Genomic DNA, 13,491 nt, shown 5'->3' with positions numbered 1-13,491 from the left:
CCCGCGAATCGGCTCAGTGGACATCAGGCCACTTGATCGGGCTCGGCATGCTCGCGGCAGATCAGCTCGCCCTCGCCGCTCTCCAGCCGCTCCCCGGTCAGACCGCACAATCCACCGCCGTCCAGTTTCTGGTGGAAGCGGCAAGTACGGCAAAGGCCGAAGCCCGGCACGTCTTCCTGACGCTGCACGGTTGCCAGTAATTCCCTCAACAGCGAGACCAGCAGTTCGCTACGCTCCCCCAGCGCTTCCTCTGCGCGACGCAGGAAATCCGGCGGCACCAGTGCATCGATCAGCCCCCTGCCCTCCCGAGTCAGCTCGAGGTGCACGCTACGGCGGTCCTGGGCATCCGGGCGTTTCTCGATCAGCCCCTTGGCCTCCAATGCCTTGAGCGACTGGGAGACCGTGCCCTTGGTCAGCCCGAGGAAATCCGTCACCCCCAGCGGCGTATTCGAATAGCGGTTGCAGCGCGCCAGGTAATTGAGCGCGCTCAATTGGATCGGCTGCAGATCCGCCATCAGCGGCTGCTCACGAGCCCAGGCGCGCATCAGGCTAGCAATGCGTTCGAGGTAGTCGTAAAGGGTCGTATCGGTCATGGGCTAATCCTCCCGATAGATAGTATCGATCAAAAACCAGTTTGACAGAAGGCCCATCTCGCTCGCAGACTTAAGTGGTATCGAATCGATACATAGCTGATCAGGAGAAGGATCATGAACAAAGCCGTTTACTACCATGCCGGTTGCCCTGTCTGCGTCGAAGCCGAGCGAGCGTTGTTGCCGTTGCTGAACCGCGAAGTCGAAGTCGTGCACCTGGGCGAGCAGTCGCCGCGCGTGGCCGAAGCCGAGGCCGCCGGGGTGAAATCCGTACCGGCGCTGGTGGTCGATGGGCAGGTGCTGCACCTGAACTTCGGCGCGGCATTGGCTGACCTCAAATAAGGCCTGGCGAGATGAGCGACTACCAGCCGTTGCATTGCGATCTCCATGACTACCTGGAAATCGCCTGCCTCTACCGCTACTGGCTGCGTATCGAGTTGCGTGACGGCCTGGTGTTCGATGCCCAGGCCTTCACCACGCGCACTCAGCGAATCGAAGACGGACCGCTGGAGGAATATGTCGAAGTACGAGTGGACGATGCCAGCCGGGAGTTCCGGCTGGACCGCCTGCGCGCCATCACGCCGTTGTCGGCGACGGCGCAGTTCGGCAGGGTGCAGCTGGGCCCCGCCTGAAACCGGACCACCGCAACCTCACCACATGAGATCGTCGGGCACCACGTAATCCTTGTACGGATCGTCCTCGTCCGGTTCGCCGCTGGGCTCGCTGAGCAGGATGATACGGCGCTCGTCGCGTTCCTGGATGCGCAGTGCGGCATCACGCGGGACGATCTCGTAGCGGCCGTCGTAGCTGACGATGGCCAGGCTGCCGCGACTGAGCTTGTCGCGGATCAGGTCGTTGACCGCGATGCGCTTGACCTTCTTGTTGTCGACGAAGTTGTAGTAGTCGTCCGACTCCAGCTTGGGCAGGCGCGTGCCCTCGATCAGTTGCTTGATCTGCGCGGCCTTGGCCTTCTTCTCGGCCTTTTCCTGCTGCTGGCGGTTCAGTTCGGCGTCGCGAGCCTGCTTCTCGGCCTGGGCCTGCAGGGCAGCCTGACGCTGACTGTCGTCCTTGGCCACCTGGTTCTTGTGCTCCAGGCGCTGCTGTTTCTGCTTCTGCTTGCCGGCCTGCTTGGCCTGCTTCTCGTTGACCAGCCCGGCTTTCAGCAACTGATCACGCAATGACATGCTCATGAATCAAGGCTCTCCAACAGCCCAATTGATGCAGGACAACTCCCAGACCAACGCATGGGTGCTGCGGGACTGTCCTCAGGGGGTATAATCCTCGGGCCTGTGCCAGCGCAGCGCAAGTGCCTGGCTCGAATTCACTCATCTGGAGCGGACTCGTTACCTCCATGCTGAAGCTCATCGTTCTCGCGATACTGGCCATTTTCCTCATCGCCATTCTCTACGTGCACCTGCGCGGCAAGGTGCGCCTGCCCTTCCTCCGCCAGGTGGTGAACCACTCGGCGTGGTTCGCCCCCTACAACTCGCTGATGTACCTGAACTCCAGCGTACCGTCCAAGCCGTACCTGGACCGCGAGCGCTTCCCCGAGCTCGACAAGCTGCGCGACAACTGGCAGACGATCCGCGAGGAAGCCGAGAAACTCTTCGATGAGGGCTACATCCGCGACGCCCTGAACAACAACGAAGCCGGTTTCGGCTCCTTCTTCAAGAAGGGCTGGACCCGCTTCTATCTGACCTGGTACGACGGCCCCCTGCCCTCGGCGCAGCAGCTGTGCCCGAAGACCGTGGAACTGGTGAGCAGCATCCCCAACGTCAAGGGTGCGATGTTCACCCGCCTGCCGCCACGCAGCCACCTGAACAAGCACCGCGACCCCTACGGCGGATCGCTGCGCTATCACTTGGGCCTGGCCACACCGAACTCCGACGACTGCCGCATCTTCGTCGACGGGCAGCCCTACGCCTGGCGCGATGGCCAGGACGTGATGTTCGACGAGACCTTCGTTCACTGGGTGAAGAACGAGACGGACGAGTCGCGCCTGATCCTTTTCTGCGACATCGAGCGACCGCTCAAGTCGCCGCTGCTGACCCGCGTAAACCGCCGCGTCAGTGCCTTCCTCGGCCGCGCCACGGCGCCGCAGAACGTCGAGGGCGAGCGCGTCGGCGGGATCAACCAGGCCTACTCGGTACTGATTCGCCTCGGCGACGCCGTGGGCAGCAAGGTGAAGGTGTTCAAGCGCGCCTATCCCAAGGCATACCGTATTGGCCGCCCGGTGCTGGCAGTGGTGCTGCTGGTGCTGATCCTGCGCTGGCTGTTCGGCTGACGAGCAGACACCACGCGCCAACAGCTCGCTCTTACGAAGAGAAATAAAAAGCCCCGCAATCGCGGGGCTTTTTCATGGGCGCCAATTCAACGGAGGCAGCACTTATCCACAGCTGAGCGGATTCTTCTCGTCACGCTTGGCAGCGCCCCACAGTTCGTCCATCTCTTCCAGGTTGCTGTCTTCCAGCGTACGTCCTTGGTCGCGCAAGGCCGTCTCGATATAGCGGAACCGGCGCTCGAACTTGGCATTGGCGGCGCGCAGGGCGGTTTCCGGATCGACCTTGAGCTTGCGCGCCAGGTTGACCACCACGAACAACAGATCGCCCACTTCCTCAGCCTGGGCTTCGGTGTCGCCGCCGGCCATCGCTTCGAGCACTTCGTCCAGCTCCTCGCGAACCTTGTCCACCACCGGCAGCGCGTCGGCCCAGTCGAAGCCGACCTGGGAGGCGCGCTTCTGCAGCTTGGCAGCGCGGCTCAACGCTGGCAGCGCGTTGGGCACATCGTCCAGCAGCGACAACTGCACCGGCTCCGCGGCCTTGGCGGCGCGCTCCTCGGCTTTCAACTCTTCCCAACGCTGCTTGACCGCCGCTTCCTCCAGCTTCGCTGGGTCCGGCTCGCCGTAGAGGTCGCCATCAGGGAAGACATGGGGATGGCGGCGAATCAGCTTGTTGGTAATGCCGTCGACCACTGCGTCGAACTCGAAGCGGCCCTCTTCACGAGCCAGCTGCGCGTAGTAGACGACCTGGAAGAGCAGGTCGCCCAACTCCTCGCGCAGGTGGTCGAAGTCGCCGCGCTCGATGGCATCAGCGACCTCATAGGCTTCCTCGAGGGTGTAGGGGACGATGGTCGCATAGCTCTGCTTGAGGTCCCAGGGGCAACCGTTCTGCGGGTCACGCAGGCGGGCCATGAGGTACAGCAGGTCTTCGAGCTTATGCATCCTTGGCACCCGCGCGATCACGCCGCGCCTCGATGATGTTGGGCAACTGGGAGATGCGCGCCAGCAGGCGGCCCAGCGAATCGAGACCTGGAATCTCGATGGTCAGGCGCATGATCGCGGTGTTGTCTTCCTTGTCCGAGCGGGTATTCACCGCCAGCACGTTGATGCGCTCGTTGAGCAGCATCTGCGAGACGTCGCGCAACAGGCCGGAACGGTCGTAGGCGCGGATGACGATATCCACCGGGTAGGTGCTGACCGGCACCGGGCCCCAGCTGACCTGGATGATCCGCTCCGGCTCGCGCCCGGCCAGTTGCAGTGCGGTGGCGCAGTCCTGCCGGTGGATGGTCACGCCGCGGCCGAGGGTGATGTAGCCGACGATCGGGTCGCCTGGCAGCGGCTGGCAGCAGCCGGCCATCTGCGTGAGCAGGTTGCCGACGCCCTGGATCTGGATGTCGCCGCGCTTGCCATGGCCGATCTTGCTCGGCTTGCGCGGAATGAGTTCGAGCTGCTCGTTCCCGCGCTCGGGCTCGACCAGTTGCTGCGCGTAGTTGACCACGTGGGCCAGGCGCAGGTCGCCGGCGCCCAGGGCGGCGAACAGGTCTTCGCCGGTCTTGTAGTTGGCCTTCTCGGCGAGCTTTTCGAAGTCCACCGGCGGCAGAGCCAGGCGGCCGAGTTCGCGCTCGAGCATGGCCTTGCCGGCGGCGACGTTCTGGTCGCGCGCCTGCAGCTTGAACCAGTGGACGATCTTGGCTCGCGCCCGCGATGTGGTGACGTAGCCCAGGTTCTGGTTCAGCCAGTCGCGGCTCGGCCCACTTTGCTTGCCGGTGATGATTTCCACCTGCTCGCCGGTCTGTAGGCTGTAGTTCAGCGGCACGATGCGGCCGTTGATCTTGGCGCCGCGGCAGTTGTGACCGACCTCGGTGTGCACGCGGTAGGCGAAGTCCAGCGGCGTGGAGCCCTTGGGCAGGTCGATGGCGTGGCCGTCGGGAGTGAAGACGTAGACCCGGTCGGGCTCGATATCCACCCGCAACTGCTCGGCCAGGCCGCCGATGTCGCCCAGTTCCTCGTGCCATTCGAGCACCTGGCGCAGCCAGGAAATCTTCTCTTCGTAGTGGTTGGAGCTGGCCTTGACGTCGGTGCCCTTGTAGCGCCAGTGCGCGCAGACGCCCAGTTCGGCTTCCTCGTGCATCGCGTGGGTGCGGATCTGCACTTCCAGCACCTTGCCCTCGGGGCCGATCACCGCGGTGTGCAGCGAGCGGTAGCCGTTTTCCTTGGGGTTGGCGATGTAGTCGTCGAATTCCTTGGGGATGTGGCGCCACAGGGTGTGCACGATGCCCAGCGCGGTGTAGCAGTCGCGCATTTCCGGCACCAGCACGCGCACGGCGCGCACGTCATAGATCTGGCTGAAGTCCAGGCCCTTGCGCTGCATCTTCCGCCAGATGGAATAGATGTGCTTGGCGCGTCCGGACAGGTCGGCCTTGATGCCGGTGGCGGCCAGGGCATCCTTGAGCTGCTGCATAACAGTAGCGATGTACTGCTCGCGGTCCAGCCGGCGCTCGTGCAGCAGTTTGGCGATCTGCTTGTACTGGTCGGGTTCCAGGTAGCGGAAGGACAGATCCTCCAGCTCCCACTTGATGTGGCCGATGCCGAGGCGGTGGGCCAGCGGGGCGTAGATGTCGAAGACTTCTCGGGCGACGCGCATGCGCTTCTCTTCGTCGCCGTTCTTCACCGCACGGATCGCGCAGGTCCGCTCGGCCAGCTTGATCAACGCGACGCGGACATCGTCGACCATGGCCACCAGCATCTTGCGCAGGTTCTCGATCTGCGCCTGGGTGCCGAGCACCAGCGACTGCCGAGGGCTGAGACTGGTACTGATCGCAGCCATGCGCAGCACCCCTTCGATCAGCTTGGCGACGACAGGGCCGAAGCGCTGCGCCACGTCCTCGAGCTTGACCTTGCCCTCGCGCACGCCGCGGTAGATCACCGCGGCGACCAGGGACTCCTGGTCGAGCTTCAGGTCCGCCAGGATCTCGGCGATCTCCAGTCCCGTCTGGAAGCTGGAGGTGCCATCCGCCCAGGAGTTGTCAGCCGTGCTGACAGCCCTGTCTTCCACCTCGCGAGCGAACTCGCAGGCTTCCAGCAGGACCTGGCGATCCAGGCCCGGGACCAGGGTCTGGACATGGTCCAGCCAGGCCTCGAGATTGATGCTGCCGTCCGTGTTGACCGGCTGATGCGCTCTCACCTGTACCATCGTGTCTACCCTTCCCCACGGTGCGCCACAACACACCGCTCACTGCGCCGGCCTTTCTTCTTGCTTGAGCCGGTCGGATTGCGCAGGCCTTCCTAGCCTGCCTCGAACAAAGCCATGGCCTCGACATGGGCCGTCTGCGGGAACATGTCGAGGATGCCGGCGCGCTTCAGGCGATAGCCCTGTCGGGCCAGTTCGCCAGCGTCGCGCGCCAGGGTCGCCGGGTTGCAGGACACATAGAGTACCCGCTCCGCGCCCAGTGAACGCATCTGCCGCGCCGGCTCGAAGGCTCCGTCACGCGGAGGATCGAGCAGCACGGCGGTGAAATCCTCCGCCGCCCAGGGGGCTTCGGCAAGCGGTTTCGTCAGGTCCGCCTGATGGAACCGGGTGTTGGCCAGCCCGTTGGCATGGGCATTGGCAGCAGCACGCTCGACCATGGTCTGCACACCTTCCACGCCCACTACTTCGCGCACCTGGCGCGCCAGCGGCAGGGCGAAGTTGCCCAGGCCACAGAACAGGTCCAGCACGCGCTCGTCGCTGCCGGGCTTCAGCCAGTCCAGCGCCTGGGCGACCATCGCCTCGTTCACCGGCTCGTTCACCTGCACGAAGTCGCCGGGCCGGTAGGCCAGGGTCAGATTCCAGGCTTCGAGCCGGAAGCCGAGCTCCCGGTTCCCGCCGTTTTCTGCGCCGCTGGAACAGAGTGTCGGCTCGCCGTCGCCCTGCAACCACAATTGCACATCCCGTGCCGAACAGAATTCCAGCAGTCGCGCGCGATCGCTATCGGACAAAGGTTCGATATGCCGTAGCAGCAGCGCGCTGGAGGTGCCGTGGAACAGCTCGACATGGCCCAGCGACTGCGGCTTGGCGAAGCCGCGCAGCAGCGCCGGCAACTCGCGGGCGAGAACCTGCAGCTCGGGCACCAGCACCAGGCAGTCGTCGAAGGCGACGATGGCCTGGCTGGCAGCCGCGCGGAAGCCGACGTCCAGGCGCTTGGCCTTGACGTCCCAGCGCACGGCGAGACGAGCACGGCGCCGGTAGCCGAATTCGGGGCCGACCAGCGGCGCGGCCCACTCTTGCGGAACCAGGCCGGAGAAACGCTCCAGCTGCTCGGCCAGGGTGCGCTGCTTGAGCGCCAGCTGATCGGCGTGGGGCAGGTGCTGCAGGCTGCAGCCGCCGCAGGTGCCGGCTACCGGGCAAGGCTCGGTGCGACGGTTGGCGGCGGTGCTGAAGAGGCGTTCGCTGCGGGCGTCGACGATCTGCGCGCGTGCCGACAGCACACGGGCTTCCACCGCTTCGCCCGGCAAGGCGCCGGCGACGAACCAGGTGCGCCCGTCGGCGTGGGCAATGCCGCGGCCGTCATGGGCCAGGCGCTCGATGTTCAGGCGCTGCTTCTTGCCCACGGGTACCGCGGGGCTGCGGGCGCCACCGCTGGGCTGGAAGCGCAGGCCGGATCGTTGTTTGGCCATGTCAGTTGGCGTCGAACACGCCCGAGGACAGGTAACGGTCGCCACGGTCGCAGATGATCGCCACCAGGGTCGCGTTTTCCAGTTCGCGCGAGAGACGCAGCATGGCCGCCACCGCACCGCCGGAAGACACGCCGCAGAAAATGCCTTCTTCGCGAGCCAGGCGGCGCATCACGTCCTCGGCTTCGGTTTGCTGCATGTCGACGACGCGGTCGACGCGGGTGGCGTCGAAGATCTTCGGCAGGTATTCCTGCGGCCAGCGACGGATGCCGGGGATGGCCGAGCCTTCCATCGGCTGCAGGCCGACGATCTGCACGTTGGGGTTCTGCTCCTTGAGGTAGCGCGACACGCCCATGATGGTGCCGGTGGTGCCCATGGAGCTGACGAAATGGGTGATCTCACCGCCAGTCTGCTGCCAGATTTCCGGGCCAGTGGAATGGTAATGGGCGATCGGGTTGTCACCGTTGGCGAACTGGTCGAGCACCTTCCCCTGCCCTTCGCGCGCCATCTGGTCGGCGAGGTCGCGGGCGCCTTCCATGCCCTGCTCCTTGGTCACCAGGATCAGCTCGGCGCCGTAGGCGGTCATCGCGGCCTTGCGCTCGGCGGTGGAGTTGTCGGGCATGATCAGGATCATGCGGTAACCCTTGATCGCCGCGGCCATCGCCAGGGCGATGCCGGTGTTGCCGGAAGTGGCCTCGATCAGCGTGTCGCCGGGCTTGATGTCGCCGCGCAGTTCGGCACGGGTGATCATCGACAGCGCCGGGCGATCCTTCACCGAACCCGCGGGGTTGTTACCCTCGAGTTTCACCAGCAGGGTGTTGGAGGTTTCCCCGGCCAGGCGCTGCAGGCGCACCAGCGGGGTATTGCCGACGCAATCGGCGATAGTCGGGTACTGCACGGTCATGGAGGCACTCGGATCTGGAACAGGGCGCCCTATGATACCGGCAAAAGACGCCCTGCCATACGAAACTTCCTAACAAGCCGTGTTCAGGGTCCGGTGCACGCCTCAGGCCGCCGCCGCATCCGCCAGGCGCAGGTGAACGCGCAGACCAGCGTCGGCGCAATCCGCCCAGAGTTCGCCACCCTGCATGCGCAGCGAGCTGCGGGCGATGCTCAGGCCCAGGCCGAAACCTTCGCCGGTGCGAGCGTCGGAGAGCCGGGTGAAGGGCAGGAAGATACGCTCCAGGTCGCTTTCCGCCACGCCCGGGCCATCGTCCTCCAGCCACAGGTGCCAGCCGCTCGGTTCGCGCCGGCCACTCAAGCGGATACGACCCTCCTCCGGGGAGTGGCGGATGGCATTGCGCAACAGATTTTCCAGCGCCTGGGCCAGCCCATTCAGGTGACCGCGCACGCGGCAGTCCGCCGGCACCTGATAAAGGAAGCGCTCCGAACTCCAGCCAGCCTCGAAGCGCGCGTCGTCCACCAGCAGATCCCACAGCGAACGCAGGTCGATCTCTTCCAGCTCCACGCGCGGGCGCTCTGTATCCAGCCAGGCCAGTTCCAGCGTATCGGCGACCAGTCGCTGCATCACGTCCACCTCACGCTCCACGCGCTGACGCAGCGCGGTTTCGCTGATCGGACTGTCCCCTGCCACGCGCAGGCGGCTCAGTGGCGTACGCAGTTCGTGAGACAGGTCGCGCAACAGTTGGCGCTGCAGGCTGACATGGCCGCGCAGGCGCTCGGCCATGTGGTCCAGCGCGCGGCCCAGCTCGCCCAGTTCGTCGCGGCGGGTGACCAGTTCGGGGCCGGCGACCGAGCCCAGGTTATCCGCCTGCAAGGAATTGGCGTGCTCGCGCAGACGCCCCAGCGGGCGTACCAGATGCCGGTAGATCAGCCCACAGAGCAGCAGCGCGAGGATCGCCGGCACCAGTGCATGGCTGATGGACTGGCGCAGGAAACTCAGGCCACCGGGGAGGAAGCGCTGCGGCAGCTGCAGCACCAGGCGGCCGGCAGCCGGGTCGTCGGGAAACGGGATGCCGATGTGGGGCAGGTTGACCGAGCGCGAGCTTACCGGCCAGTCCAGCCCGCGCTGGAAGGTCAGGTGCGCCACCTCAGCCATGGGCAGCGGCTGCGTGCCCAGCGACTGCAGGCGACCGTCCACCACCACCATCCACACCGGCTCGCGCTGCCTCATCCCCGCCAGCCAGCTGTCGACGCCCGCCGCCCCGCCGCTACGCCTGCTGCGCCTCTTCGGCATAGCCACCCAGGACACGCCGCGCATCCTCGGAGAGGTTGTAACTGTCGCGCTCCATCTGCTTGCCCCAGTTCCAGGACAGCCAGATCACCGACAGGCACAGCACCACCAGGGCAAAGGCGAGCTTCCAGAACAGCGAGTGGCGGCCGGGCATGTCAGTCCTCGGCCTCTGCAAAGACGTAGCCTTTGCCCCACACGGTGTGCAACTGGTGGCGCGCGTAGCCTATAGCCTGAAGCTTGCGGCGCAGGTGGCTGACGTGCATGTCCAGGCTGCGGTCGTGGGCGGTGAAGGCGCGGTGCAGTACGTGCTGATAAAGGAAGGGTTTGCTGAGAGTCTCGCCCTGGCTACCCAGGAAAGTCTCCAGCAGGCGGTACTCGGTGCCAGTCAGACCGGCCCACTGGCCATCCAGCCCGACGTCGTCCTTCTGCGGGTCCATCTGCAGGCCGGTGACCGTACTGCCGAGGGACTGGCTGCCGCGTTCCAGCGCGACGCGGCGCAGCACTGCATCCACCCGCACGCTCAGCTCGGCGAGGCTGAAGGGCTTGGGCAGGTAGTCGTCGGCGCCCTGGGAGAAGCCGGCGATACGGTCCTGCTCGGCGCCCAGGGCCGACATCAGGATCACCGGCACCGCACGCTCGCGACGCAGGGTGCGGAGGATATCCAGGCCGCCAGTGCCGGGCAGCATGATATCCATCAGCACCAGGTCGTAATCGCCGCGGCGAGCCTGGGCCAGGCCTTCGTCGCCGTCCTGGCACCAGGTGACGTCGAAGCCGCGTTCGATCAGGTGGGACGACAGGTGGGCGCCCAGGGTTGGGTCGTCCTCGATGGTCAGCAGGCGCAGGCCGGACGAAGCGATGGCATTCATATCAAATAAGAGTGATTAGCAATTGCGCGAAGTATTCACGATTCCGCGTCGTCTCGGCAAGGCAAAGGGCTCCCGCCCCAGGTCCGAACCGCTACACTGCCGGGGATAAACGCATCGGAGGAAACGCGTGTTCAAGGATCTCGGCATCAAGGGTCGGGTACTGCTGCTCACCCTGCTGCCCACCAGCCTGCTGGCGCTGGTGCTGGGCGGCTATTTCACCTGGGTGCAGCTGGCGGACATGCACGCCCAGCTGATCGAGCGTGGGCAACTGATTGCCGAACAACTGGCGCCGCTGTCAGCCCCGGCCATGGCCCACCACGACAAAGAGCTGCTCGAACGCATCGCCAACGAAGCGCTGGACCAACCCGACGTACGCGCCGTGACCTTCCTCAACCCGGACCGGGAGAAACTGGTCCACGCCGGCCCCAGCATCCTCACCCCCATTCCTTCCGGTGACGGCTCGCACCTGAGCATGTCCAGCAACCTGGACACCACGCACTTCCTCCTGCCGGTGCTGGGCAAGCACCGCAGCCTCTCCGGCGACCCCGACGATGACGCCGAGAAGCTGCTGGGCTGGGTCGAGCTGGAGCTGTCCCATCACGGCACCCTGCTGCGCGGCTACCGCAGCCTGTTCACCAGCCTGCTGCTGATCGGCGCCGGGCTTGCCGTCACCGCCCTGCTCGCCCTGCGCATGAGCCGCGCGATCAATGCGCCGCTGGGGCAGATTGCCCAGGGCGTAGCCCAGCTCAAGGAAGGCCGCCTGGAAACCCGCCTGCCGGCATTGGGCAGCCACGAACTGGATGAGCTGGCCGGCGGCATCAACCGCATGGCCGAGGCGCTGCAGAGCGCCCAGGAAGAAATGCAGCACAACATCGACCAGGCCACCGAGGACGTCCGGCAGAACCTGGAGACCATCGAGATCCAGAACATCGAACTGGACCTGGCGCGCAAGGAAGCCCTGGAGGCGAGCCGGATCAAATCCGAGTTCCTCGCCAACATGAGCCACGAGATCCGCACCCCGCTCAACGGCATCCTCGGTTTCACCAACCTGCTGCAGAAGAGCGAGATGACCACGCGCCAGCAGGACTACCTGGGCACCATCCACAAGTCCGCCGAAAGCCTGCTGGGGATCATCAACGAAATCCTCGACTTCTCGAAGATCGAGGCCGGCAAGCTGGTGCTGGAGAACATCCCGTTCAACCTGCGCGAACTGATCCAGGACACCCTGACCATCCTCGCCCCCGCCGCCCACGAGAAGCACCTGGAGCTGGTCAGCCTGATCTACCGCGACACCCCGCTGCAGTTGGTGGGCGACCCGCAGCGCCTGAAGCAGGTGCTGACCAACCTGGTGAGCAACGCCATCAAGTTCACCCACGACGGCAGCATCGCCGTGCGCGCCATGCTCGAGGACGAAAGCGACGACCGCGCGCAACTGCGCATCAGCGTGCAGGACACCGGCGTTGGCCTCACCGACGCCGACCTGCGCGCCCTGTTCCAGGCCTTCAGCCAGGCCGACAACTCGCTCTCGCGCCAGGCCGGCGGCACTGGCCTGGGGCTGGTGATCTCCAAGCGCCTGATCGAGCAGATGGGTGGCGAGATCGGCGTGGAAAGCAGCGCCGGCGACGGTTCGGAATTCTGGATCAGCCTCAACCTGCCCAAGGCCCGCGACGACGGCGACGACCTGCCGCCCGCCATGGCCGGCGGCCTGCGCGTGGCGCTGTACGAGCCCCATGAGCTGACCCGCACCGCGCTGCACCACCAGTTGGAGGACTGCGGCCTGGAAGTCACCGAGTTCCCCGACCTCGCCACGCTGGAAAAGGCGCTGCTGGCTGGGCCGTCGGACAAGGCCCCGATCACCCTTGCGCTGCTGGGCGTGACCGCCGCCGAACACCCGCCCGAGGCGCTGCGCCAGTCCATCCGCGAGCTGGAACAGCATGGCTGCAAGAGCCTGGTGCTGTGCCCGACCATCGAGCAGGCGCACTACAACGACGTGCTGCCCGACGCCCAGGTGCAGAGCAAACCCGCCTGCACGCGCAAGCTGCAACAGGCGATGAACGAACTGCTGCACCTGCGCCCCCTGCGCAAGGACAAATCGGCCAACGGCCGGCTCGAGCGCACGCCGCACCTGCTCTGCGTCGATGACAACCCGGCCAACCTGTTGCTGGTGAAGACCCTGCTGACCGACATGGGCGCGCAAGTGACTGCCGTGGACAGCGGCCTCGCCGCCGTCGAGGCCGTGCAGCGCGAGCGCTTCGACCTGGTCTTCATGGACGTGCAGATGCCGATCATGGACGGCCGCCAGGCCACCGAGGCGATCCGCCACTGGGAGGCCGACCGCGAGGTCAGTCCCGTGCCGATCATCGCCCTCACCGCCCACGCGCTGGCCAACGAGAAGCGCGCCCTGCTGCAGGGCGGCATGGACGATTACCTGACCAAGCCGATCGACGAGCGCCAGTTGGTCCAGGTGATCCTCAAGTGGACCGGCCTGGCGCTGAGCGAGCCGCGTGACGAACGCCCGCGCCACTCCGAATCAAAACTCGACGGGCTCAGCGTCCTGGACCCGGAGGAAGGCCTGCGCCTGGCCGCCGGCAAACCGGAACTGGCCGCCGACATGCTCGGCATGCTGCTCGCCTCGCTGTCCGCCGACCGCCAGGTGATTCGCCAGGCCCGCGAGCGCAACGACCGCAACACCCTGCTCGAGCGCATCCACCGCCTGCACGGCGCCACCCGCTACTGCGGCGTGCCGATGCTGCGCGCCGCCTGCCAGCGCGCCGAAACCCTGCTCAAGCAGAACGAACCGGACGCCCCCGCCGCGCTGGATGAACTCGACATGGCCATAGCCGAACTGGCACAAGCGACCGAGGGCCAGCTGGAAGCAGAGGCCGGCCAGCCGCACTGAGGACGGAATCC

The 13,491-nt window shown here is 65.9% G+C and carries 11 protein-coding genes and 1 pseudogene; 4 read left to right on the top strand and 8 right to left on the bottom strand.

Going from position 1 to position 13,491, the window contains the following annotated elements:
• Positions 1-23 precede the first annotated feature (23 nt).
• Entirely contained in the window at positions 24-593 is a 570-nt protein-coding gene (locus tag GJV37_RS03275) for a MarR family winged helix-turn-helix transcriptional regulator (protein WP_170858267.1), read from the bottom strand.
• Positions 594-707: 114 nt separating this feature from the next.
• On the opposite strand from GJV37_RS03275, the gene GJV37_RS03270 reads away from it, so the two are divergent.
• Positions 708-932, top strand: coding sequence for a thioredoxin family protein (locus GJV37_RS03270; protein ID WP_037010264.1), 225 nt, complete (start codon positions 708-710; stop codon positions 930-932).
• Positions 933-943: 11 nt separating this feature from the next.
• On the top strand, positions 944-1,222 hold the full coding sequence (locus GJV37_RS03265) for a Rho-binding antiterminator (protein ID WP_170858266.1): 279 nt from the start codon (positions 944-946) through the stop codon (positions 1,220-1,222).
• Positions 1,223-1,240: 18 nt separating this feature from the next.
• Here the strand turns inward: GJV37_RS03265 and GJV37_RS03260 are convergent, their stop codons facing one another.
• Positions 1,241-1,780, bottom strand: coding sequence for a DUF2058 domain-containing protein (locus tag GJV37_RS03260; protein WP_024766442.1), 540 nt, complete (start codon positions 1,778-1,780; stop codon positions 1,241-1,243).
• 161 nt (positions 1,781-1,941) lie between these two features.
• On the opposite strand from GJV37_RS03260, the gene GJV37_RS03255 reads away from it, so the two are divergent.
• Complete coding sequence (locus GJV37_RS03255; RefSeq protein WP_065086363.1) at positions 1,942-2,874, top strand: aspartyl/asparaginyl beta-hydroxylase domain-containing protein; 933 nt, start codon at positions 1,942-1,944, stop codon at positions 2,872-2,874.
• 102 nt (positions 2,875-2,976) lie between these two features.
• On the opposite strand, the gene mazG is transcribed toward GJV37_RS03255, so the two are convergent.
• From mazG to GJV37_RS03225, 6 genes and pseudogenes are all read right to left on the bottom strand, one after another.
• Entirely contained in the window at positions 2,977-3,810 is an 834-nt protein-coding gene (mazG, locus tag GJV37_RS03250; protein WP_170858265.1) for a nucleoside triphosphate pyrophosphohydrolase, read from the bottom strand.
• Entirely contained in the window at positions 3,803-6,061 is a 2,259-nt protein-coding gene (gene relA, locus GJV37_RS03245; RefSeq protein WP_024766440.1) for a GTP diphosphokinase, read from the bottom strand. The genes mazG and relA overlap by 8 nt, the downstream gene beginning before the upstream one ends.
• Before the next feature lie 92 nt (positions 6,062-6,153).
• Positions 6,154-7,524: a 23S rRNA (uracil(1939)-C(5))-methyltransferase RlmD gene (gene rlmD, locus GJV37_RS03240; protein ID WP_024766439.1), complete on the bottom strand. Its 1,371-nt coding sequence runs from the start codon at positions 7,522-7,524 to the stop codon at positions 6,154-6,156.
• Between the two features lies 1 nt (position 7,525).
• Positions 7,526-8,425, bottom strand: a complete 900-nt coding sequence (gene cysM, locus GJV37_RS03235) for a cysteine synthase CysM (RefSeq protein ID WP_037010266.1) — start codon at positions 8,423-8,425, stop codon at positions 7,526-7,528.
• Positions 8,426-8,527: 102 nt separating this feature from the next.
• A pseudogene (locus tag GJV37_RS03230) lies at positions 8,528-9,869 on the bottom strand (HAMP domain-containing sensor histidine kinase).
• Between the two features lies 1 nt (position 9,870).
• Positions 9,871-10,581 (bottom strand): response regulator transcription factor, encoded by a 711-nt coding sequence (locus tag GJV37_RS03225; RefSeq protein WP_024766436.1) that lies wholly within the window; start codon positions 10,579-10,581, stop codon positions 9,871-9,873.
• 127 nt (positions 10,582-10,708) lie between these two features.
• Here GJV37_RS03225 and GJV37_RS03220 point away from each other — a divergent pair, with 127 nt between their 5' ends.
• Positions 10,709-13,480, top strand: coding sequence for a response regulator (locus tag GJV37_RS03220; protein ID WP_193452141.1), 2,772 nt, complete (start codon positions 10,709-10,711; stop codon positions 13,478-13,480).
• The last annotated feature ends 11 nt before the right edge of the window (positions 13,481-13,491 follow it).

The organism is Pseudomonas nitroreducens (genome assembly GCF_010994165.1).
Lineage (GTDB): Bacteria > Pseudomonadota > Gammaproteobacteria > Pseudomonadales > Pseudomonadaceae > Pseudomonas > Pseudomonas nitroreducens.
Note: the sequence above shows the minus strand (reverse complement) of the source record. Positions and strands in the feature narration are given on the sequence as shown.

Excerpts from the sequence above, each read along its gene's own strand:
- GJV37_RS03275 (WP_170858267.1), bottom strand. The coding sequence starts at position 593 with ATGACCGATACGACCCTTTACGACTACCTCGAACGCATTGCTAGCCTG.
- GJV37_RS03270 (WP_037010264.1), top strand. The coding sequence starts at position 708 with ATGAACAAAGCCGTTTACTACCATGCCGGTTGCCCTGTCTGCGTCGAA.
- GJV37_RS03265 (WP_170858266.1), top strand. The coding sequence starts at position 944 with ATGAGCGACTACCAGCCGTTGCATTGCGATCTCCATGACTACCTGGAA.
- GJV37_RS03260 (WP_024766442.1), bottom strand. The coding sequence starts at position 1,780 with ATGAGCATGTCATTGCGTGATCAGTTGCTGAAAGCCGGGCTGGTCAAC.
- GJV37_RS03255 (WP_065086363.1), top strand. The coding sequence starts at position 1,942 with ATGCTGAAGCTCATCGTTCTCGCGATACTGGCCATTTTCCTCATCGCC.
- mazG (WP_170858265.1), bottom strand. The coding sequence starts at position 3,810 with ATGCATAAGCTCGAAGACCTGCTGTACCTCATGGCCCGCCTGCGTGAC.
- relA (WP_024766440.1), bottom strand. The coding sequence starts at position 6,061 with ATGGTACAGGTGAGAGCGCATCAGCCGGTCAACACGGACGGCAGCATC.
- rlmD (WP_024766439.1), bottom strand. The coding sequence starts at position 7,524 with ATGGCCAAACAACGATCCGGCCTGCGCTTCCAGCCCAGCGGTGGCGCC.
- cysM (WP_037010266.1), bottom strand. The coding sequence starts at position 8,425 with ATGACCGTGCAGTACCCGACTATCGCCGATTGCGTCGGCAATACCCCG.
- GJV37_RS03225 (WP_024766436.1), bottom strand. The coding sequence starts at position 10,581 with ATGAATGCCATCGCTTCGTCCGGCCTGCGCCTGCTGACCATCGAGGAC.